Here is a 21,116-nt window from a genome sequence, read left to right as displayed (position 1 = left end):
CATGGCAGACCATTTATGTTTATTTCCGAAAGGGAGTCAGGAGGCATTATGTCTAGAGACGATACATCCAGGACGAATCACAATAGAGATAGAGGATCGTCCAGTTCCAAATCAAAACCAAAATCAAAACCAAAAAAGAAAAAGAAATTTTTGACGAAGAAGCGTGTGCTGTGGAGCTTGTTCTTCGCTACGGCATTGGCCATTTTCTGTGCATTAGGTGGATATCTGTTCATTATGCTAAATGGTCAAAAGCTTCTGCTTGAGAACCAAGATAAGCTAACAGTGAATGAAACGACTAAGGTATATGACCGCAATGCTAATTTAATCGGCGAATTATCACTGGAGAAAAGTGATCCAGTAGAGTATGAAGAAATTCCACCGTTATTGGTTAACGCTTTTGTAGCCACAGAGGACAAACGTTTCTTCGAACATTCTGGTGTGGATTTATGGTCGATTGGCCGGGCAGCAGTAAAGGATATAGCCGCACGAAGTATGGTAGAGGGCGGTAGTACCATTACTCAACAGCTCGCCAAAAACATCTTCCTGACACGGGACAAGACGTTTTTCCGTAAAGCAACTGAGGTGTCGATTGCCGTAGCCCTGGAGAATCAGAAATCTAAAGAAGAGATTATTACCATGTATCTGAACCGGATTAACTTCGGGGGTACAATTTACGGAATTAAAGCAGCATCAGTAAGATATTTTGGTAAAAGTGATTTGAGTCAGCTTAAGGTTTGGGAAATCGCGACATTGGCGGCTATGCCAAAAGGCCCGTCTCGTTACAACCCGCTGCGTAACCCTGATCTTTCGAAGGAACGCCGGGCAGTAGTGCTTCAGCTTATGTATGAGCAAGGGTACATTACGGAGCAGGAAAGAGACGAAGCAAAAGCCGTAGATTATAACTATAAGCCGCCAGAAAAGAAACAGCGTTATCAAGCATTTATTGATTTTGCAGTAGATGAGGCGGAAGAAAAATTTGGATTGTCAGAAGATGATCTGAATATCGGCGGATACAAAATTTACACTACCATGGATAAGCATGCTCAAGAAACGGTTGAAGATGCTTTTGCAGATAGTGATAATTTTGAAAAGAGTGTAGATGAAGAGCTGGTACAAGGCTCAATGACGATTGTGAATCAGGAGAATGGCAGCATTGTCGCACTCCTTGGCGGACGGAATTATGAGAAAAAAGGCTACAGTCGTGTAACTGGCAGCCGTCGTTCTCCAGGTTCTGCTTTCAAACCAATTGTCTCTTATGCTCCAGCGCTGGAAACTGGGAAATTCACCATGAATTCAACGCTAAGCAACGAGAAGCAATGTTTCGCGAACTATTGTCCAACCAACCTGCACGGATATTCTAAGAGCATCAACATGAGTGATGCCATTCAGAAATCAGAGAATATTCCGGCTGTTTGGCTGCTCAATGAAATTGGTGTGAATACCGGATTTAAATTTGCCAAGAAACTAGGCATTGGATTGGAAGATGAGGATAAGAACCTCTCGCTGGCTCTTGGAGGCATGAGCAAAGGGACCAATACGCTGGAAATGGCGCAAGCCTACAGCGCTTTTGCAAATGGCGGCGAATTAAGAGAGGCTTATTCCATTAAATCCATCTCTGACAGCAGTGGTGAGACGGTCTACAAAGCGAATACAACGCCTGAGCGAGTGATGAGTAAGGAAACAGCTTATCAAATGACTGAGATGATGCAGAAGGTCGTGGAGAGCGGTACGGGTAGAAAAGCTAGGATTGACCGTCCTGTTGCCGGTAAGACCGGTACGACGCAAAGTGGATATTCTGGAATCAGCTCGAACCGTGATGTATGGTTTGTAGGCTATACGCCAGAATGGACTGCAGCAGTCTGGATGGGTTACGACAAGCCAAGTAAAAAGCATCTGCTTAAGAACAGCAGTCCGCTTGCCGCTGCTTTCTGGGGTAAGGTCATGGAGGAAGCGCTGAAGGATGTTCCTAAGAAATCCTTCCCGCACCTCGATAACGAGATTGCCCCTGAGCCTACTGAAACACCAGAAACAGCTCAGACTGTTACTGGACTATCAGCAGCATATGATCCTTCTACGATGACTGTAAATCTCAATTGGGAGGCAGTTCCTGTTGCCGGCGTTGAGTATCGTATTTATCGTAGAGAGACATCGGAAGCTGAATTTGGCTCACTGTTAAATACAGTGACTACCAGCGCAGGCGATTTTAGTGCACTGCCTGGTTTGGTTTACGAGTATTATGTAACTTCTTATGACCCTGCGCTAAAAGTGGAGAGCGAGCCCTCCAATGTGGTTAGTGTATCCGTGCAGGATGAAATGCCGACCCCTGAACCCACCATAGATCCTAATCTTCCGACCCCGACCCCCGAGGACGGTGGCAACAACGGAGAGAATGGAAATGGTGGCAATAACGGAGGCGGCAATGAGGGTGGCGGAAATGACGGTGGTACTACAATCCCTGAAATCACCCCGCCACCGCCAACACCAATGCCGACCCCAACTCCAGAACCCACTATCGGTGGAGAGAGTTCCGGCGATGAGAGTGGGAATGTATCCACAAACCCTGATCCAGAGACAGGTTTTGTGAACGGGGATTCTTCCACTCAATAAAACGAATTTGAATTTCAAACAATAGCTTTATCCATGGCAGTCCAGCTTTGCTTTATTTATAGAGCGAAGCTGGACTGCCGTTTTTATTAGGTTTAGAAGAAAAATTTCTTGTATTTTGCGGGATATTTTGAGTGTATCCTCTAAATGTGTTAAGCTGAATAGACCATACTGGAGAGGGTAATTTCTATGAAACGTAAATTCGGAGACCGGGCCAACTGGCGCCGGATTACGCGTCGCCATTTTGCCTGCCGCTATGTGGAGAGCCGGGAATTCAGCGGATATATTACGCTTTATACCATCTACGGGCTGAAAGAACCACTGTGGAAGAGCTATGGACGACATACATATCGTATTGCAGATAAAGGTTATTCCTGGCTGCAATATTTTCCGAAAGATAGTCACTATATTGTGACGGCTATGTTCGACGAAAAACAAAATATTGTTCAATGGTACATAGACACCTGTAAAGTGCAAGGCGTTACTGACCAAGGTGTGCCTTGGTTTGACGATTTGTATCTGGACGTGGTAGTACTTTGGAACGGCGAGGTGTTTTTGCTCGATGAGGATGAACTGGAGGAAGCACTGGAGAGGCAAGACATCTCAGAAAGCGATTATAAGCTAGCCTGGGAGACTGCCCATACTATTTTACGTGGCATCGATGCTCATGCTTTCCCTTATTTCTCACTCTCTTTGAAACATCGTGCCGAATTATTTCATCATGGAGAATTCAGGAGGAAATAAAGATGGAATGGTACGTTTATGGAAGAGACTCTTCCCCGATTCGGATTGTTCGCAAAAAACGCCGAATTTGGTCTAAACGAACGTTGCTTATTGCTTTAATGGTTATTGTTGTAGTTGGTTTGTTGTGGTGTGCGTACGCATTGAGGAATATCAATAAAGCTGCAACGACAGATCCTATGCTCAAAGCCGATACAGGGATCATTCTTGGCATGTCGATGTGGGGAGATGAACCTAGCCCGGGATTGAAGGAACGATTGGATTACGGGCTTAAGCTTTACCAAGAGGGGATGTTCCCGCATTTCATAGTTTCTGGAGGTTTGGATAAACCTGATCTTAAATATACCGAAGGTCAAGGCATGCGCAATTATTTAGTAGCTCATGGAGTTCCGGATAGCGCCATTTCTGTTGAAAATAAAGCTACCAGCACTTACGAGAATCTTCTGTATAGCAAAGCAATTATGACAAGTGAGGGATTGTCCTCAGCAATTATTATTACGCATACATATCATGGATGGCGTTCACACGAAATCGCGGACGAGCTCGGTTATGTGAATTCTGAACTGGGGCTTACTGAATCCACTGTTCTGTCGATGACAAGGCATAAGTCGCGTGAAATTCTAGCCTATACGAAATGGAAAATCCAGCAGTTGTTCCTGTAATTGTTCCCAAATATCAGAATCTTCTAATAATGCTTCCTATTCCGGAAGAGACTTGATTAGAAAAGCCAGCCCCCAAATGGACTAAACTCTAAAGGGGGGCTATTTGTTATTTGTATATCAAAAATAATGGGGTTGTGAAATGATAAAAAAATAAATGTCTGCTTATGACTTTTATGCATTTCGGTCATTTTATCCTCGTGTACCATCGTAGAAGATGCGAGAGATAGCAGGGAATCCAATGTCGAAACCCCATTCTTTAAAACAAGTGCATGATGTCATTCAGTTATTGCATATAATGCTCTAACGAGGTGATTACAATGGGTGAAGAAAATTTAAGAAAGATAACCATTAATGATTCCAGAATGAATATAACTTTCAAAAATCAAGACCCAACAAATATTACGAATGAAACATTGGAGAGCGCGCTGGCTCAAAATAATCATTTAGAATCTACAAAAGAAATCCTGCAAGAGCTTCATGAGCTTATCGGTCTTGAAAAGGTGAAGGATCTTATATATGAAATTCATGCGCTTATCCAAGTGGAAAAAATGAGACAAGAACTGGGGTTAAATGTAGTTAATCAGGTTTATCATATGTTGTTTAAAGGCAACCCCGGGACTGGAAAGACAACTGTAGCAAGAATCGTTGCCAAGCTGTTAAAGAATATGGGCATATTAAGTAAAGGTCAATTAATCGAAGTAGAGAGAGCGGATTTAGTGGGGGAATACATAGGGCATACAGCTCAAAAGACCAGAGACCTTGTTAAGAAGGCTATGGGTGGCGTATTATTCATTGACGAGGCTTATAGCTTGGCTAGAGGCGGAGATAAGGATTTTGGAAAAGAGGCAATCGACTGTCTTGTAAAGGTTATGGAGGACAGGAATGATGATCTCATCATTATCTTAGCGGGTTATCCAAATGAAATGGAGATGTTCATGGAGGCTAATACCGGGCTTCCCTCACGATTTCCAATTCAACTCGATTTTCAGGACTACACAACAGATGAACTGATATTGATTGCACATAAAATGGCTGCTGAAAGAGACTATATAATTACTCCAGAAACAAACGGGAAACTAAAAGAGTTAATCCTTAATGAGAAAATTATTGAAGAAAACTTTAGTAATGCCCGTTATGTACGCAATATCCTCGAACAGGCAATCCGCCATCAAGCGGTTAGATTAATAAGCAGGCATGTCAAAATATCTAAACAATCTTTGATGGAGATCTTACCGAGAGACCTTGTTCTTCCGGTCGATGATTATTCAAAAGGGGAGAGTATAATTTCTTAAATAAATTGACACCGGCTAAGTTTATACGTGCTTAGTCGGTTTATCTTTTTATAAAAGATTGAAGATTATCATAATGAAAATGCGGACAGAATGGTGAGCCGTTCCATTATCAGCCTATATTACCAATGAAACTTATGATAAAATGTTTTGAAGCGCTGTGAATGAACAGGTTCATCTGTATAACATCAGCAAGAAGTGAAAAACTGATTAAATGGTACACAAAGATTCTATTACCGTCATAAGGAGCATGAATAAATGGCAATAACTACGCATGATACAGAAACGGATATTCAAGATCGGGCGATATTGGTCACTCTCGTCACAGATAAAATTAAACGTACCGGTATTGACCCAGAGCTTTCTCTGCAGGAATTAGTACAATTAGCAGAAACAGCAGGTGTTGAAGTCCTGGATGTGTTGCGTCAGAATAAGGAAACACCGGATTCAAAATGGTTTATCGGGAAAGGTAAGGTAGAAGAGCTCCGCATGGCCGCTGATGGTCTTGGAGCTAATACGGCTATTTTTGATCAGGAATTATCTGGAGCGCAGGTACGGAACCTTGAAGAGTCTCTGGATCTGAAGATTATTGATCGGACGCAGCTCATTTTGGATATTTTTGCTGGGCGGGCCAAAACGCGAGAGGGTATTATTCAAGTAGAGCTGGCACAGCTGTCCTATCTTTTGCCGCGGTTATCCGGTCAAGGCAAAAACTTATCCAGATTAGGCGGGGGTATAGGAACCAGAGGACCAGGTGAAAGTAAGCTTGAGACCGATCGCCGTCATATTCGCGGTCGGATTACGGAGTTGAAACGCCAGTTGGATGAGGTAGTTAAAACCCGTGAATTGCACCGTGAACGCCGCCGTAAAGCAGGGGCAGTGCAGGTTGCTCTAGTCGGCTACACGAATGCTGGTAAATCGACGCTGCTTAAGCAGCTTACGGATGCGGATGTTTATATTGAGAATCAATTGTTTGCTACGCTTGACCCTACTTCACGTGTGCTTCAACTAACGGGTGGCAAAGAGGTAGTGCTTACGGATACTGTAGGCTTCATTCAGAATCTTCCGCATGATCTTGTAGCATCTTTCCGCGCAACGCTGGAGGAAGTCAATGAGGCCAATCTGGTGTTGCATGTAGTGGATGCCTCATCTCCAATGCGTGAGGAGCAGATGGAGATTGTGCAAACTATTTTGCAAGATTTAGGGGCAGCCAGCAAACCGCAAATAGTGCTTTTTAATAAAATCGATCTATGTGAGCCTGAGCAACTGGAAATGCTGCCAACAGGTACAGGTTTTTTGAAGATCAGTGCGTTTAACCCTGAGGATTTAACCCGGATTATTGAAATTATCTCTGATGAATTGGCTGGAGATACGCTGAATTTTCGCATTCCTGGAGACCGAGGCGATATTTCTTCCCTGCTTTACAGAGTAGGTGAGGTTCTGGAAACCACCTATGATGAGAACGATGTTATCTATAACGTCCGTCTTAATAAAGAGGATTATGATAAATGGGGTTACATGCTTGCTGATTTTGTGGACCAGCCGTAATCTTCTTTGTTCCCCTAAAGTGGAAATGCTTGTTGTATAGGTATAAAATAATAGCTAATGACAAAAAGCGTCAGGCAACTGTCGCTTTCTGTCATTATGATGGCAAGTAAATGTAAGGAGCGAATAAGAACTAATGGCAGTTTTTGCAGAAGATATTTTAGGAGCGGCAGAGTCCGCAGAAGTTGAAATCGAAGGTGCAGTCAAAGCCCTCGATCGAATTGTCGATAAGAATCAATGGAAGGTTATTGAAGCGTTTCAACGTCATCAGGTCAGTGATTATCATTTTGCGGGTTCAACGGGGTATGCTTACAACGACCGTGGACGCGAAGTGCTGGATCTTGTCTATGCTGACGTTTTTGGTGCGGAATCAGCTTTGGTGCGCCCGCATTTTGCTTCAGGAACACATACCATTTCAACAGCCCTCTTTGGTGTGCTGCGACCAGGAGACGAGCTTTTATACATCACAGGTCGTCCGTACGATACCTTACACAAGGTGATTGGCCAAGCAGGAGATGGGACAGGCTCACTCGCAGACTTCGGAATTACATATCGGGAAGTTGCCCTTACATCAGAGGGTAAGATTGATTGGGAAGAGGTAACTCTCTCTATCAATGAGAAAACTAAAGTAATTGGAATCCAAAGATCGCGTGGTTATGATTGGCGTGCTTCCTTCACAGTAGCCGAAATAGGTGACATGACAGCGAGAGTGAAGTCATTGAAACCGGATGTTATTGTGTTCGTTGATAATTGCTATGGTGAGTTTACTGAAGAGCTTGAGCCTCCGCAGGTTGGAGTGGATCTAGTAGCGGGTTCATTAATTAAAAATCCTGGTGGTGGAATTGCTGAGACGGGTGGATACATCTGTGGGCGCAGAGATCTAGTAGAGCTTACAGCGTACCGTCTTACAGCTCCTGGTATCGGTGGCGAGGTAGGCGCAATGTTAGGAACTACCCGCGGGTTATACCAAGGTCTGTTCATGGCTCCGCATACAGTTGGACAAGCCCTTAAAGGCAGTATTTTTGCGGCAGCTGTATTTCAGCGCTGCGGGTTTGAGACGAAACCAGCGTGGAATGAACCTCGTACAGATTTGATTCAGGCGGTTTCCTTTGATGGACCGGATCACTTGATTGCCTTCGTGCAGGGAATTCAACGTGCTGCGGCGGTAGACAGCCATGTAGTTCCAGAACCATGGGATATGCCGGGATATGAACATCCTGTCATCATGGCGGCAGGTACGTTTATACAAGGTGGTAGCTTAGAGTTATCGGCAGATGCGCCTATCCGTGCGCCTTATATTGGCTATATGCAAGGGGGATTAACCTACTCCCATGTCAAATATGGCGTTTTGATGGCACTCCAAAGTATGCGTGATCGAAAATTACTGTCAGAAAATCTTACACACCATTGACACGCTGTATTAGGAAATGTACAATGAGATCAGAAAAAGATCATTGGAAGGTTGGATGAGTCATGGGTGATGAAATCCGCAGAAATATGGCATTATTTCCTATTGGAATTGTAATGAAGTTAACTGATTTATCTGCAAGACAAATTCGTTATTATGAACAGCATAGTCTAATCGTACCTGCACGTACCTCTGGGAATCAACGTTTGTTCTCTTTTAATGATGTTGAGCGCCTATTAGAAATTAAGGCCTTGATTGAAAAGGGTGTTAACATTGCTGGCATCAAGCAAGTAATGAACCCAGTCTCGAAGGAATCCGAAGAAGCTACTGTGATTACCCCTGACACAGAGGTTAGACGTAGAGAGCTATCAGATTCGCAGCTTCACCGTTTGCTGAAGCAAGAACTAGTTTCCGGTAAAAGACCGGGACAGGTATCGCTTATTCAAGGTGAGTTATCCCGGTTTTTTAATAAATAATAATATACAGAGTTTTGAAAGGGAGAGGATCACGTGAGCTTTTCTAAAGAGGATATTTTACGCATTGCCAAGGAAGAGAATGTTCGTTTCATTCGTCTGCAATTTACAGATCTGTTAGGTACTATCAAGAATGTAGAGATTCCGGTTAGCCAATTGGAAAAAGCACTCGACAACAAAATGATGTTTGATGGTTCCTCCATCGAAGGTTATGTACGGATTGAAGAATCCGATATGTATCTCTTCCCAGACCTTGATACTTGGGTAATCTTCCCTTGGGTGACTGATAGCCGTGTTGCACGTCTGATTTGTGACGTGTATATGCCGGATGGTACTCCATTTGCTGGAGACCCACGTGGTATCCTGAAGCGTTGTCTGAAGGAAGCCGAAGAAATGGGCTTTACAGCGATGAATGTTGGACCTGAACCTGAATTCTTCTTGTTCAAAACAGACGAAAGAGGTAACCCAACTACAGAATTGAATGACCAAGGTGGTTATTTCGACTTAGCTCCTACAGACTTAGGGGAAAACTGCCGTCGTGAAATCGTATTGACCCTTGAAGAAATGGGCTTTGAAATCGAAGCTTCCCACCATGAAGTGGCTTCCGGCCAGCATGAAATTGATTTCAAATATGCTGACGCGATCACTTCTGCTGACCAAATTCAAACCTTTAAGCTCGTCGTGAAGACGGTTGCCCGTCAACATGGCTTGCATGCAACTTTTATGCCTAAACCATTGTTTGGTATTAACGGATCTGGTATGCACGCTCACCAATCCTTGTTTAATGGCAAAGAAAACATGTTCTACGATGAAAGTGACAAGCTAGGTCTGAGCAAAACTGCACGTTATTATATGGCTGGTATTTTGAAGCACGCTCGTGCTTTTGCAGCGATTACTAACCCGACAGTGAACTCTTACAAACGCCTTGTTCCTGGTTATGAAGCACCTTGTTACGTAGCTTGGTCTGCAAGTAACCGTAGCCCGATGATTCGTATCCCGGCTTCGAGAGGGCTTAGCACACGTGTTGAAGTTCGTAACCCGGACCCGGCAGCTAACCCATACCTCGCACTTGCTGTTATGTTGAAAGCAGGGCTAGACGGAATTAAGCGTAAGCTTGATCTTCCAGCTCCAATTGACCGTAACATCTATGTGATGTCTGAGGAAGAGCGTATTGAAGAAGGCATCCCAAGCTTGCCATCCGATTTGAAAGAAGCGCTAAGCGAAATGATTCGCAGCCATGTAATTACCGAAGCTCTCGGCGAACATGCCCTGGCTCACTTCTACGAGCTGAAAGAAATCGAATGGGATATCTACCGGACACAAGTTCATGAGTGGGAAAGAAACCAATACATGACACTTTACTAGTTACATCAACCCTTGGCGCTCTAAGCGTTGAGGGTTTTTTTTCTGTAGGGGTAAGGATAGGAGATATTGTAGAGGTTTATGAACGCCCCCGTAATGCCCCCGAAAAATGTAGTGATCATTCGAGGATACTTCTCATATGAGCTTCAAATTTCTCCATACTGCTTTCATTTATTTTCTTGGAAATATGTGTGTATATGTCCGCTGTGATTCTCATACTACCGTGACCTAAACGTTCTTGTACTTACTTCATATCGTTACCAGCCTCAAGTAAAAGAACAGCATGAGTGTGACGAAAAGAATGAATCGGCATCGCCGGGAGACCAATACGTTTCAAAATTCGCGAAAAAGAATTGAATAAAGAAGACTTTGGCATGAAGTTTCCATCATCTCTACAAAGAACTAAGTTTAACTTATGTTTATAGGAACCCTTCCAAGCTAATTTATTTTGGTTCTGATATTTAATGTGTGCTTTAGACCGCTAATGATAGATTGACTAATTTTTATCGTTCGTTGCGAATTAAACGTTTTTGTATCTCCGAATAGAGTTGCTTCATCCTCAGCTGAAAAATCTAACGTCTTACAAATGTGGCAGCCGGTTTAGAATTTGAACCTAATGGTATTCTCCGTCTTCCAGTCCCCATTTTGCGCAATTTGTGCGGCAATAATGACCCCCATTTGCATCTGTGCGTCCTGGATGTGCCTCAGCAAGTACAGGCATCAATAATAAGACAAGTGACATGAAGATTGGAACAATAATTCTTTTCATAAAAAATAAATACCCCAATGTTTGATTCTTGGAGTAGTCTATCAGAATACATTTTCACTTATCCCTTATTAAGCTAACGGGGCAGGATAGTTGAATGATTTCGCGAATAACTTAAGTCATGACGAATTTACGAAGTTCGCAAAAAGGCGTTAGCCGAAAGAAGTTCTTAGTTTAGGAGGAGTCTATATGATATTAGAAAAAGTTATAAATAGAATTGAAATACAAAGTGAATATAAGGATTTTGTTGATAAGTATATAGATAATATACTTACCGAATTCAAAGGTAAGATTCATAGCATTTATATGTGTGGCTCGATTCCAAAAGGAACTGCTAAACCTTTTAAGTCAGATGCAGACTTTACTATTGTATGTGTAAATCCCAAAGATATTGATTACGAAAGATTGTCAAATATTAAAGACAGGCTTTTGGAAGAATATCCAATAGTAACTAAGATTGATACGATAATTTGCTCGATTGACGATGTATTAAGTAAACCAAATGAGTGGGGTTTTTGGGTAAAGATAATTTGTGTTTGCATATATGGTCATGACGTTGGTGAAAAAGTACCACCGATAATTATTTCTCCAGAGTTCATTTTAGACTTAAATACAGAGACCAAGGAGGAAGTAGATCGTATACATAGTTTACTTTCTAATGCTAGTGATAACACAATGAAAACTAGATATATTAAAGGTTACTCTAAGAGATTAATTCGTGCATTATACTCTTTGGTTTTAGAAGATACAGGTGTATGGCAAGATGACATTATTAAGATGAAGAATGCCCTATTAAACTATTGTGAGATTGACTCCGCTTTAGTTGATTATCTGTATGCTTGTTACTTGGATAGTAATGTACTTGTTGAAGAGTTTCTGGGAATTGCAGATGAAGTATATAGCTATTTTGAGAACGCCTTAAATACAATGGCTGCTTCCAGAACTTCCTTCGGCTAACACCATATTGACGCTCCGGGTCACTCTGAGAAGCGAGTGACCACATCCAGCCCCCTAAGCCCGTCGGGACGTCACTGCGTTAGGTGTTCGGCAAGCCTCACAACTATAAGCAGCGACTCTAATTAAAACATAAGACTATTGAGCTAACGGGAACTTTAGTTGAATAATACACATTAATGAGCAGGCGCTACGGTAGCCTGCTGTTTTCATTGAAGTAACGGGCAGATTTGCACAATAGTCACCGCAGTTTAATGCGACTTCAAAATAAAAAGGAGAAAAGACCCATGAATACTACACTTGGCAGATTAACAGGTCGAATCGCAATAGTAACAGGTGCAAGTCGCAGCACAGGAATCGGTGCTGCAGTGTGCAAAGAGTTGGCCTATCTAGGCGCTGATGTATTTTTTACACACTGGGTTAGTTACGATCAACAGATGCCCTGGGGTAGCAATAACGAGGAGCAAAAGCAACTTTGTGAGGAAATACGTTCCATGGGCGTTCGTTGCGAACACCTAATGATGGATCTTTCTGCACCTGAAAGCTTTGTGGATTTATTAAATAACGTTGAGCAGAAGCTAGGAGAACCTTCCATTCTTGTTAACAATGCTTGTTATTCGGTTAACGATGACTTAACCACGATTACCCCAGAGTCTTTGGATGCACACTACGCAATTAATGTTAGGGCGGTAACTATGCTTAGTGTGGAATTCGCTAGACGGTTTACGCAATCGGCAGGTGGTCGAGTTATTAATATGACATCGGGCCAATCACTAGGCCCCATGGCTGGTGAAATCTCGTATGCCACAACGAAAGGGGCAATAGATGCTTTCACACGAACTTTTGCAGCAGAGGTGGGTCCGAAAGGCATCACCGTAAATGCGATAAATCCTGGACCCACAGACACCGGCTGGATGACTCCTGACCTACGACAGCAGTTATCTAAGCAATTTGTAACAGGTAGAGTAGGATTGCCTAAGGATGCAGCTCGTCTGGTTGCATTCTTAGCCACCGATGATGGGGAGTGGATTACCGGCCAAGTTTTACATTCCACGGGTGGATTCAACTAACGGAGAACGATAGCTCAATGAGACACCTAGCTAATACGATGTGAAAATCGCCTCGTCAGTGATAATGCTGACGAGGCATTATAATTTGATGGGTCTTATATCAAATTCAGCCAGTCCTGGTGGCAGTGATTCGAAGTCGACTTCTTCGAGGGCTTCTGGTTAAATAATTATTAGTAACGGTTCATATATGTCAATCAACGCACCTATACGTTCGCTGATACCAATAAAAGTACCAATAGCTACAATACTTCCGCACCTTCCACCAAATCCGCTATCGTGATTGTCACAGATATGCACGGACTGTCCCGGCTTTAAATCTTCCCATCTCATAATTTAGGGGGTGCTCCTTGTTCTTCAAAAGTTCTCTGGGACATTCCAAAGTAAGCAGCCCTGTCATTTGAGTAATGGTTCTGTCGTTGTATCGGTAGCATCAGTGGCGTCTCCGGGAAACTATTTTCGTTTGCCGCGCGGGCGACGTTTTATGGTTCCTTTTTTCTTGTCCTTTAGTAGTAGATAAGCTGTGTAACATTGTATTGCTGCTGTTAGGAGTTGTACCATGTAGAAGAGTCATCACAGGGATAACCTGAACTGCTCTTTTATTGCTCAAAAAATTTTGTTTTATCTGTAATCAACTCTACGAGTAAGCGTCATAATAAAACCTTGCTGACCATGATGGTAGCAGGGTTTTTGTTCATACATTAAATTTCTTCCCTCACGGAGGCAATGGATCCTATGATTCATCCACCAATGATTCCGGAGCGAAGCCAATTAGCGATGGTTATCCGATATCTACAGTTAATTTTAACGGCGATGATTCTCCCAATACGATCTTCAAGCCACTTTTAAGATAGCGATATTCTGTATTCTATTCCCTAGATTGAAATCTTCAATTGCATTTGTAGTACCTCTTCTGATTGAAAATTGGGCTATATTTCCTGCACACATAAACGCCCACAAAATGCTTACAAATAATAGAAGGAAGACAATGAAATCCGTAATCGTTTTCTCAGAGAACCCTTTATTTTAACGGAATTAGGTACTATTCAGACCATTATAAAAAGGGAAAACTGTAAACCGGACTCGGTTCACGAGTGGGAAAGTAACCAATATATGACGCTTTACTAGAACCTTTAAACCCTTGACACCTTTGGTGTTGAGTTTTTTTTTGTTTGGGCAAAATAGTGGTTTTGTAACCATCGATGATATGTCTACGAAAAATGCCCGCGAAATGCCCACAAATAGCTGAGGTTAAGGTTATTCGAGGATGTTTTACAGGTGAATATCAAAATTGGCATATTGTTGATTAACAATTTTAACGTGTAAGAAGTTGTTCATTTATCATAAATAATGGGATATCATGGGAGATAGATGAATTAAATGCAGAGACGGAGGAGTGAATTTGGATATAGTTTGGTCAAACTTAATATTAACTTTGATAATTTTCGGGATATTAGTGGTTTTGATTTTTAAAGGTATTAGTTTATTAGTAAGAAGTTATAAATCAAAAAAATAACTCTATAGACGATTATACATAGTCATGGTCAGTCATTGGTTATATTCCCGCATCGTGACTATAAAAGAATTTATCAAAGAGTATTGACACAAGACCTGAGTTACAGATCATTAAGAATGGCGATTTACAGACCCCCCCCCCCGCGGTTGGCTGTGAGTCGCTATTTTATTATTTTTGTATATTCTAAAAGTGTTAAAGTAAAAGTGATTGTAAATTTTTTTTCACTTTAATTGTTTTATCGCCTACCTTGCTCTTGCTCAGTCCAATTAACCTTATGAAACCGAGAAGAACTAAGATCTCATGGGTCACTTTATGGAATCTGGTGGCATTAATTAAGATAGTTGGTGCCCGAATCGTCCGGGAACAATTTGAATTTCGAGCACAACTCCATAGCTGTAAATAAGAACGAGTCGATTGTTTGAAATTTTTCAATCCGTAGCAATAAAATTGAGAAAAGGTTTGAAGAATAAGAGGACACGTCACTCATGTGGGTAATAACTAATATAGTAATAAGGAGGTGCGTAATGAAAAAAATATTATTAACTACAGTTACTAGTATTCTTCTGTCTTCCTCAATTCTCGGTGCATGTAGTAACAATAAAACAACAGACGAGGCAAAACCTACAGCGTCAAGTGCAGCGACAATGCCAGTTGTTGAAGCTACAAGCACTCCTGAACCTTCTGCTACTCCTTCTATGGAGGCGCAGGAGTCCGCCAGTCCGGAGGCCACTGATCCTCTAGCATCCGATCGACCAAAGACCAAAGCATTTGGTGAACAGGAGGGAGGGGTCTCAGGGCAAGAAGGTACACTTGGGAAAGGTGATGGATATTCCCTGTATGTTTTTCAGGGTTTCACACTAGACTCACAGTCTGGTCGTTTATCATTAACTGAGGATCCAACCTATTATGCCGAAATTAAACACTTACCTGCCGATTACGATCTTACAGCTTTGAAGCAGCAGGGACAAACCGAGCTTTCTGCAATTGGCAAAGCAAACGACCATAGCGGGGAACTAATTGAACATCCTCTAGGTTTTGCTGAACTATATCTGCAGGCTGCCGGTGATAAAGGGATAGAAGATTATATGGTCTGGAAGAATCAGGCGGGGGAAGCTTTTCTTTTTCGGATACACAATCCTAAAGGTGATTCGTCGAATAAGTTTGCACCTTGGGTGATGGTTTCACTGGCAACACTTGAACTTGAAAGGAATTAAGTGTGATCAGAGCCGTAGGAGTTGTGCGGAGTAGAAGGGGTGTGCCATAACCATAATCAAAAAAATGGTTGTTGGCACACTTCTTCTTCTTTTTGGTACCTTACTTCATTCGAACGCCAATTTTCGTTTGCTGAGGTTGCAAATTTCGCGTATGAGCCTGCTATAGGATCCAGCAGACCTTATACGAAACTTTACCACACATTTGGGATACTAAAGGACTCCTTAGTCGCTATTAGCATTAAAAACACTCAATATGAGCCTCATCCTTAGGAATAACGTCACTGGAGTCCGAAACCATGCTTCAAAGGCTCAAAATTAGCAAATAGCGTCATCTGGGTCCGAAAGTCATGGCACGTAGTAGAGGGATTTAATGTTAAAATATCTTATATATAGATAACTAATTCTTTCCTGGGAAGGAGTAAGTTCATGCAAATTTTTATTTACATAGGATTGGGCTTCTTTATAATTTCAGGTATATGTGTTGGAGCCTTCACGACAGGTACACAACAAAGAGGTAACTTTTATTCGGAATCTAAGCAAGACCGTAAAGCTAAAAACAAAGTAGCGAATTGGTCCGCTTTAGGTGGTCTTATTTCATTAGCTGTAGCTGGGATTCTTTATTTGTTGTAAATGAACGCACAACATAAGGAGGAGTGTTGCAGATGGTGAAGATTTTTAATGAAAATACGGTATCTTTTACACAAAAACAGTCCCCGATCCCAGAGTTTGCTTGGCATACGAGTGAAAGATTAGCTGAAATGGTGGGCTCCAAGCATTTAGTTTTTGATATCAGATCTTTAGATCCTGATAAATATTCTTTTCCTTATCATTTTCATAGAAATGCTGAAGAGATATTTGTGATTTTAGCGGGAAAAGCGATGTTAAGAACGCCCGAGGGTTTTACGGAGGTTACTGAAGGGGATGTAATATTTTTTGAAATGGGACCGGAAGGGGCGCACCAGCTTTATAATCATTCCGATGCACCATGCAGGTATCTGGATCTCCGAACGAATCAGGGAATAGATGTTTGCGAATATCCAGACTCAGGAAAAATCAACATTTTGCCCTATCAAGAAATCTATCAAGCAGATGAACAGGCGGATTACTGTAAGGGAGAAGAGCATGTAAGGGAAAAATGGAATGGGGGAGCGTAATTGATTAAAGATCGTTGGTTTACAGTAACGGAAATTGATCCAACCACCTATGCAATCAGTGAATATGGACATTGGGAAAAGGTGCATTCTTTTTTACTCTTGGGGCAAAAACAAGCCGCGTTAATTGATACGGGATTAGGTATTGATAATATAAAAAGAATAACGGATCAGTTAACGGATTTACCTATCGCTGTCATAACTACGCATGTGCATGCAGATCATATTGGCAGTCATGGGCAATTCGAGACAATCTATGTTCATAAAGCGGATGAGGATTGGCTGATTAACGGAATAAAAGGCTTGTCCCTTGCCCAGATTCGAAAAGATATGAGCCGGGACATCACCCTTCCTGTTCCTGAAACCTTTGATCCTAACACCTACATACCTTTTCAAGGGAAACCAACAGCTCTTTTACAAGAAGGGGATGTGCTCGACATAGGTGGGCGCAAAATAGAAATTTACCATACACCAGGTCATTCGCCAGGTCATATCAGCCTTTTTGATCATGCCAACGGATATCTGTTTACAGGTGATTTATTGTATGACGTTACGCCAATCTATGCCTTTTACCCTTCGACTAGTCCGGTTGATTTAGTGGCATCCTTAGAAAAGATTACGGAAATTCCAGGAGTTACCCAAGTATTCGGTTCTCATAATACACTGGGTTTAGATCCATCTATTTTACAAGAGGTCAAAAAAGCGGTTCGTGAGTTACGTGAGCAAAAGGTAGTAGCACATGGTACGGGCATTCACCAGTTTGATGGGTTTAGTGTGCAATTTTAGATTTTTCTATGTCGAAAACAAATGAGGGTATGGCGATATGGTGTCTACATCAAAGGCTTTTGCGAAAAATAATTCACACATCTTATTGCGCAAAAAACAACTTAATTATTCAGATACGATTGACCTGAACAGTGCATGTAATTGTTGTACTTGGGAGTAAGCTTCCTTGTACTGGTTGTCGGATTGTTGAATAGGCAATAAACCCGGCAAGAAGGAGATACAATACACAGGCGTTTCTTTGCTGTTCATATATATTTTAAGCGTAAGCTCTTCAATCACATTAGCTTCTTCATCAGCTTCCTTAAGGAAGTTAATATCTGCACTTGTTGCAGTAGTTTTGCTGTTTTGATGTCTTTTGGATACTTTTGAAAGGGTAAGTGCGTTAACCACAATCTCGGATCCCATTACATTATCAAATGAGTATAGCTTTGCTACTGCTTTTTTGTTACTCTTCGGATTTTTGGTGCCAATTGCTAATTTTTTATTAGGCTCGTTAAGTGCGATCAAGTGAGATTGATTGGGGGGAATGAATGTTTTGGTGAAGCTGATGTTAAAAGATGAGGTCGCATTAACTAGCTTAGAAATTTCAGATGAAGCAGATAGCGTTTTCAATTTTATAATGGCGGCACTTAGAATTAAAACAACTCCTAAAATAGCAAATAAGTACATCAGGATAATCAGCATATAATCACACCTCCTAGTTATCTCATTAGACTCAAATTGTTGCTTATTGAAAGATATGCCTGAATGATCCCCACTAGTATCTTTTAAAAGGGGAATTCGTGGAATTATAGGATCGGCTTCACGATTAACCCAAAAAAAGCACCCAGAGAAACCTTCCGATTCTGCAAATGATGCAAAATTGGGGGTTGCTGCAAGGGTGCTTTTTAAGGTGATTATGTAAACCTATAGAAAATTGAAGGCAGTGATATGATCAGTATAAACAATCAGCTGTTTGTATTCGATCGGAGTTCCATAACTTGCATAAGGTCTTACAGTAACGTCATTGAGGACAACAAAGTTATAGCTGAAATTTTTATCAGGGTGTTCTGCTCCCAAATAAGATATGTATTCGTCCACAATTACATCATCCATCAACGATTTTAAATCAAATACATCCTCTTTGTTGGAGATGGTTGGAGAGACGATTCCCTGAATGCTGCCAAAAGAGGTGAGCAAATTCACTTTTTTTCCACTAGCTTGTTCATCATTTAAAAGTAAACCGGACAGCTTACCCAGTGCATCGACTTTAAAATCGACGAGGGTTCTAATTTTTGAATTATTCAAACTAAACACATCCTTTTCAATTTGCAATCCTGTTAACAATATTCGACATATAATCATCAAACTCCTAGTATGCTAATGAAAAAATACTTACTTATGTAATGACCCCCATTTTTTAATGTGATTTGGGGGTTGCCGAGCCTCCATTCGAATTTAATTTCTTATCGTTACTCGTGTGCCTATAGGGACAATAGCAGCGAGTGCTAACACATCCTCGTTGTACATCCGGATGCAGCCGTGGGACACCTCTTTCCCAATGGAGGAAGGGTCATTGTTTCCATGAATTCCGTAGTGTGGTTTAGACAGTCCCATCCAAAAAACACCGAAGGGACCCCCTGGGTCGGGTTGTTTGTTAATAATAGTGAATTCTCCCACCGGGGATTGGGTTAACATCTTACCGATGCCGACAGGGAAACCTCTAATCACAATATCATTGTCCAGAAGATATAACATTCGTTGGGTCAGATCTACAATAATTCGGTAGTTGGGCATTATACGCAACACTCCTTTCTAATTAGGATATGAGCAGAACGCCTAAAGGGTTATTCATAGAAAATGGCCATTTTAGCCAATGAGAACAAATGTTCGTTTGTGGTTGGAAAAGCAAAAAAAACGTAGAAAAAAGGCTGGTCCGCATATGCGGACCAGCCTTTTATGTTAGAAGTGCATACTTAGTGGATATCTCGAAACAATCCGATGACTCTTCCGAGAATAGTTACGCGATTAAGGCGAAGCGGCTCATAAGCTGGATTCTCCGGCTGAAGCCGTATATGATCACGTTCCTTGTAAAAGGTCTTAACGGTTGCTTCATCTTCTTCGGTCATGGCTACAACGATATCTCCGTTGTCCGCTGTTTGTTGTTGGCGAACAATCACATAGTCACCATTCATAATGCCTGCGTCAACCATACTATCACCCATGACAGACAGCATAAATACTTTGTTGTCACCTACATAGTGAGTAGGAAGTGGGAAGTAGTCTTCGATATTCTCTGTAGCAGTGATAGGTACCCCGGCGGTAACTTTACCTACGACAGGAATCCGTGAGATGGTCTGCGCGAATTGGTGAACATTCTCTGAATCCTCTTGGCCTAGTAATTCTATTGCACGTGGCTTCGTTGGATCTCGACGAATAAGTCCCTTCTTCTCAAGCCGGTCCAAATGACCGTGAACTGTGGAGCTGGAAGCAAGGCCAACAGCTTCTCCAATTTCCCGGACGGAAGGTGGATAACCCTTGCTGCGGACTTCGCTTCGTATAAATTCCAGGATCGCCAGCTGGCGACTTGAAATCTTTGACATTGGAATCAACCCCATATAGTAATGTTTGGGAAAATTATAACATAGAACTACCGTTCGCACAAACATAAGTTCTAACTATTATAAATATTAATCTGCTAGAGTTAAAAAATGGTAGACAAATGATAATAAAATGAACCGCTTGAGTCTCTCGAAAAAAAGAGAACAATTGTTCTGAAATAGTATTGAACAAAACACATGTTCGTGTTATTATAAATTCGAAAGTAAGAACAAGTGTTTGGAGGATGATGATTATGCTAAAATACAGTACATACCGCAGCATCTACGACAAGGCCCCTGTGGTTGAATCTATAGGACATAATGACGTTGCCCGTAATTCCGCTAAGGTGAAAGAGATAACGGAACGTTTGCTTGGAGGGATGATTTCGTTGTTCCGTCAAGATTTCTTTATTAAGTTAATATTGATTTTCGTGCTAGTATTATCTGGCCTAACAGTAGTGGGAAATGTGTTTGCAGGATCGACGACTATAATGAAGGAAGAGAAGCGGATTGTGGTTGAACGTGGAGATACACTATGGAGTATTGCTCTTAAGAATAAACCAGCTGATATGAAGACAGTTGTTTATATAGAAGGAATTAAACGTTCAAGTGGGATTAAGAGTAGTCAAATTAACGCTGGAGACATACTTACTTTACCTATTTATTAATTTTCTGAGAACATAATAGAATGACCAGTAGAGCTTGCAGGGAGTAGACCTTGACAAGCTCTTTTTCTCATGGCAGAGTTAGAATTAATTTATAGGGGGAGGGAAAGTATTGAATATTGATGAGTTGGTCGCGCGAATTAACGAATTGGCACGCAAACAGAAGAGCGTAGGCCTTAATCAAGAGGAAGTGGCGGAACGCGCCAAGCTTCGTGAAATTTACCTGGGGAATATCCGCAATAACTTCCGAGCACAATTAAATACTATTGAAGTAGTAGATAACGATGAGCATGAACAAGGTAACAAGGGGCTTAAACATTAGCTCGCTGTTCCT

20 protein-coding genes and 1 pseudogene are annotated in these 21,116 nt (G+C 41.7%); 16 read left to right on the top strand and 5 right to left on the bottom strand.

Annotated elements, in window-relative coordinates; translation table 11 throughout:
* The first annotated feature begins 48 nt into the window (after positions 1–48).
* From NSQ55_RS16995 to glnA, 8 genes are all read left to right on the top strand, one after another.
* Positions 49–2,607: a PBP1A family penicillin-binding protein gene (locus tag NSQ55_RS16995; RefSeq protein ID WP_339168175.1), complete on the top strand. Its 2,559-nt coding sequence runs from the start codon at positions 49–51 to the stop codon at positions 2,605–2,607.
* A 186-nt stretch (positions 2,608–2,793) separates the two neighbouring features.
* Positions 2,794–3,348 (top strand): DUF402 domain-containing protein, encoded by a 555-nt coding sequence (locus NSQ55_RS16990; RefSeq protein ID WP_036687739.1) that lies wholly within the window; start codon positions 2,794–2,796, stop codon positions 3,346–3,348.
* Between the two features lie 2 nt (positions 3,349–3,350).
* Complete coding sequence (locus tag NSQ55_RS16985) at positions 3,351–4,007, top strand: YdcF family protein (protein WP_076128385.1); 657 nt, start codon at positions 3,351–3,353, stop codon at positions 4,005–4,007.
* 317 nt (positions 4,008–4,324) lie between these two features.
* On the top strand, positions 4,325–5,299 hold the full coding sequence (locus NSQ55_RS16980; RefSeq protein WP_076098759.1) for an AAA family ATPase: 975 nt from the start codon (positions 4,325–4,327) through the stop codon (positions 5,297–5,299).
* A 255-nt stretch (positions 5,300–5,554) separates the two neighbouring features.
* Positions 5,555–6,844: a GTPase HflX gene (gene hflX / locus NSQ55_RS16975; RefSeq protein WP_076128387.1), complete on the top strand. Its 1,290-nt coding sequence runs from the start codon at positions 5,555–5,557 to the stop codon at positions 6,842–6,844.
* 133 nt (positions 6,845–6,977) lie between these two features.
* The gene (locus NSQ55_RS16970; protein ID WP_076184443.1) at positions 6,978–8,252 is read left to right on the top strand and encodes a methionine gamma-lyase family protein; all 1,275 of its coding nucleotides are present in this window, start codon (positions 6,978–6,980) and stop codon (positions 8,250–8,252) included.
* A 62-nt stretch (positions 8,253–8,314) separates the two neighbouring features.
* On the top strand, positions 8,315–8,725 hold the full coding sequence (locus tag NSQ55_RS16965) for a MerR family transcriptional regulator (protein WP_019910684.1): 411 nt from the start codon (positions 8,315–8,317) through the stop codon (positions 8,723–8,725).
* A 33-nt stretch (positions 8,726–8,758) separates the two neighbouring features.
* Positions 8,759–10,087, top strand: coding sequence for a type I glutamate--ammonia ligase (gene glnA, locus NSQ55_RS16960; protein WP_036687730.1), 1,329 nt, complete (start codon positions 8,759–8,761; stop codon positions 10,085–10,087).
* Positions 10,088–10,700: 613 nt separating this feature from the next.
* Here the strand turns inward: glnA and NSQ55_RS16955 are convergent.
* Positions 10,701–10,853: pseudogene (locus NSQ55_RS16955) on the bottom strand (YHYH domain-containing protein); the annotation flags it as partial.
* Positions 10,854–11,039: 186 nt separating this feature from the next.
* On the opposite strand from NSQ55_RS16955, the gene NSQ55_RS16950 reads away from it, so the two are divergent.
* The 6 genes from NSQ55_RS16950 to NSQ55_RS16925 all read left to right on the top strand — a co-directional run bounded on the left by NSQ55_RS16950 (position 11,040) and on the right by NSQ55_RS16925 (position 17,538).
* Positions 11,040–11,807 (top strand): nucleotidyltransferase domain-containing protein, encoded by a 768-nt coding sequence (locus NSQ55_RS16950; protein ID WP_339168160.1) that lies wholly within the window; start codon positions 11,040–11,042, stop codon positions 11,805–11,807.
* A gap of 284 nt (positions 11,808–12,091) precedes the next feature.
* Positions 12,092–12,874 (top strand): SDR family oxidoreductase, encoded by a 783-nt coding sequence (locus NSQ55_RS16945; protein ID WP_339168158.1) that lies wholly within the window; start codon positions 12,092–12,094, stop codon positions 12,872–12,874.
* Positions 12,875–14,911: 2,037 nt separating this feature from the next.
* The gene (locus NSQ55_RS16940) at positions 14,912–15,601 is read left to right on the top strand and encodes a hypothetical protein (RefSeq protein WP_339168156.1); all 690 of its coding nucleotides are present in this window, start codon (positions 14,912–14,914) and stop codon (positions 15,599–15,601) included.
* Positions 15,602–16,027: 426 nt separating this feature from the next.
* Entirely contained in the window at positions 16,028–16,231 is a 204-nt protein-coding gene (locus NSQ55_RS16935; RefSeq protein WP_076184440.1) for a DUF5316 domain-containing protein, read from the top strand.
* A gap of 32 nt (positions 16,232–16,263) precedes the next feature.
* Positions 16,264–16,755, top strand: coding sequence for a cupin domain-containing protein (locus NSQ55_RS16930; protein ID WP_339168154.1), 492 nt, complete (start codon positions 16,264–16,266; stop codon positions 16,753–16,755).
* A complete protein-coding gene (locus NSQ55_RS16925; RefSeq protein ID WP_076184438.1) occupies positions 16,756–17,538 on the top strand; it encodes an MBL fold metallo-hydrolase in 783 nt (260 codons plus the stop codon).
* 105 nt (positions 17,539–17,643) lie between these two features.
* Here NSQ55_RS16925 and NSQ55_RS16920 read toward each other — a convergent pair whose 3' ends face one another.
* The 4 genes from NSQ55_RS16920 to lexA all read right to left on the bottom strand — a co-directional run bounded on the left by NSQ55_RS16920 (position 17,644) and on the right by lexA (position 20,120).
* A complete protein-coding gene (locus NSQ55_RS16920; RefSeq protein WP_339168152.1) occupies positions 17,644–18,222 on the bottom strand; it encodes a hypothetical protein in 579 nt (192 codons plus the stop codon).
* A 222-nt stretch (positions 18,223–18,444) separates the two neighbouring features.
* On the bottom strand, positions 18,445–18,825 hold the full coding sequence (locus NSQ55_RS16915) for a hypothetical protein (protein ID WP_339168150.1): 381 nt from the start codon (positions 18,823–18,825) through the stop codon (positions 18,445–18,447).
* Between the two features lie 150 nt (positions 18,826–18,975).
* Complete coding sequence (locus NSQ55_RS16910) at positions 18,976–19,314, bottom strand: L,D-transpeptidase (RefSeq protein ID WP_076128407.1); 339 nt, start codon at positions 19,312–19,314, stop codon at positions 18,976–18,978.
* Positions 19,315–19,493: 179 nt separating this feature from the next.
* Complete coding sequence (gene lexA, locus NSQ55_RS16905; RefSeq protein ID WP_036687720.1) at positions 19,494–20,120, bottom strand: transcriptional repressor LexA; 627 nt, start codon at positions 20,118–20,120, stop codon at positions 19,494–19,496.
* Between the two features lie 251 nt (positions 20,121–20,371).
* Between lexA and NSQ55_RS16900 the strand changes: the two genes are divergently transcribed.
* Both NSQ55_RS16900 and NSQ55_RS16895 read left to right on the top strand, forming a co-directional pair.
* Entirely contained in the window at positions 20,372–20,785 is a 414-nt protein-coding gene (locus tag NSQ55_RS16900) for a LysM peptidoglycan-binding domain-containing protein (RefSeq protein ID WP_076128409.1), read from the top strand.
* A gap of 109 nt (positions 20,786–20,894) precedes the next feature.
* Positions 20,895–21,104 (top strand): DUF896 domain-containing protein, encoded by a 210-nt coding sequence (locus NSQ55_RS16895; protein ID WP_036687717.1) that lies wholly within the window; start codon positions 20,895–20,897, stop codon positions 21,102–21,104.
* The last annotated feature ends 12 nt before the right edge of the window (positions 21,105–21,116 follow it).

Source organism: Paenibacillus sp. FSL H7-0943 (genome assembly GCF_037963265.1).
Classification (GTDB): Bacteria; Bacillota; Bacilli; order Paenibacillales; family Paenibacillaceae; genus Paenibacillus_AQ; species Paenibacillus_AQ odorifer.
Note: the sequence above shows the minus strand (reverse complement) of the source record. Positions and strands in the feature narration are given on the sequence as shown.

Coding starts and splice junctions, on each gene's coding strand:
- NSQ55_RS16930 (WP_339168154.1), top strand. CDS start 16,264: ATGGTGAAGATTTTTAATGAAAATACGGTATCTTTTACACAAAAACAG.
- lexA (WP_036687720.1), bottom strand. CDS start 20,120: ATGTCAAAGATTTCAAGTCGCCAGCTGGCGATCCTGGAATTTATACGA.
- NSQ55_RS16980 (WP_076098759.1), top strand. CDS start 4,325: ATGGGTGAAGAAAATTTAAGAAAGATAACCATTAATGATTCCAGAATG.
- NSQ55_RS16965 (WP_019910684.1), top strand. CDS start 8,315: ATGGGTGATGAAATCCGCAGAAATATGGCATTATTTCCTATTGGAATT.
- NSQ55_RS16945 (WP_339168158.1), top strand. CDS start 12,092: ATGAATACTACACTTGGCAGATTAACAGGTCGAATCGCAATAGTAACA.
- NSQ55_RS16990 (WP_036687739.1), top strand. CDS start 2,794: ATGAAACGTAAATTCGGAGACCGGGCCAACTGGCGCCGGATTACGCGT.
- NSQ55_RS16940 (WP_339168156.1), top strand. CDS start 14,912: ATGAAAAAAATATTATTAACTACAGTTACTAGTATTCTTCTGTCTTCC.
- NSQ55_RS16970 (WP_076184443.1), top strand. CDS start 6,978: ATGGCAGTTTTTGCAGAAGATATTTTAGGAGCGGCAGAGTCCGCAGAA.
- NSQ55_RS16995 (WP_339168175.1), top strand. CDS start 49: ATGTCTAGAGACGATACATCCAGGACGAATCACAATAGAGATAGAGGA.
- NSQ55_RS16900 (WP_076128409.1), top strand. CDS start 20,372: ATGCTAAAATACAGTACATACCGCAGCATCTACGACAAGGCCCCTGTG.
- NSQ55_RS16985 (WP_076128385.1), top strand. CDS start 3,351: ATGGAATGGTACGTTTATGGAAGAGACTCTTCCCCGATTCGGATTGTT.
- NSQ55_RS16950 (WP_339168160.1), top strand. CDS start 11,040: ATGATATTAGAAAAAGTTATAAATAGAATTGAAATACAAAGTGAATAT.
- NSQ55_RS16920 (WP_339168152.1), bottom strand. CDS start 18,222: ATGCTGATTATCCTGATGTACTTATTTGCTATTTTAGGAGTTGTTTTA.
- NSQ55_RS16910 (WP_076128407.1), bottom strand. CDS start 19,314: ATGCCCAACTACCGAATTATTGTAGATCTGACCCAACGAATGTTATAT.
- NSQ55_RS16935 (WP_076184440.1), top strand. CDS start 16,028: ATGCAAATTTTTATTTACATAGGATTGGGCTTCTTTATAATTTCAGGT.
- hflX (WP_076128387.1), top strand. CDS start 5,555: ATGGCAATAACTACGCATGATACAGAAACGGATATTCAAGATCGGGCG.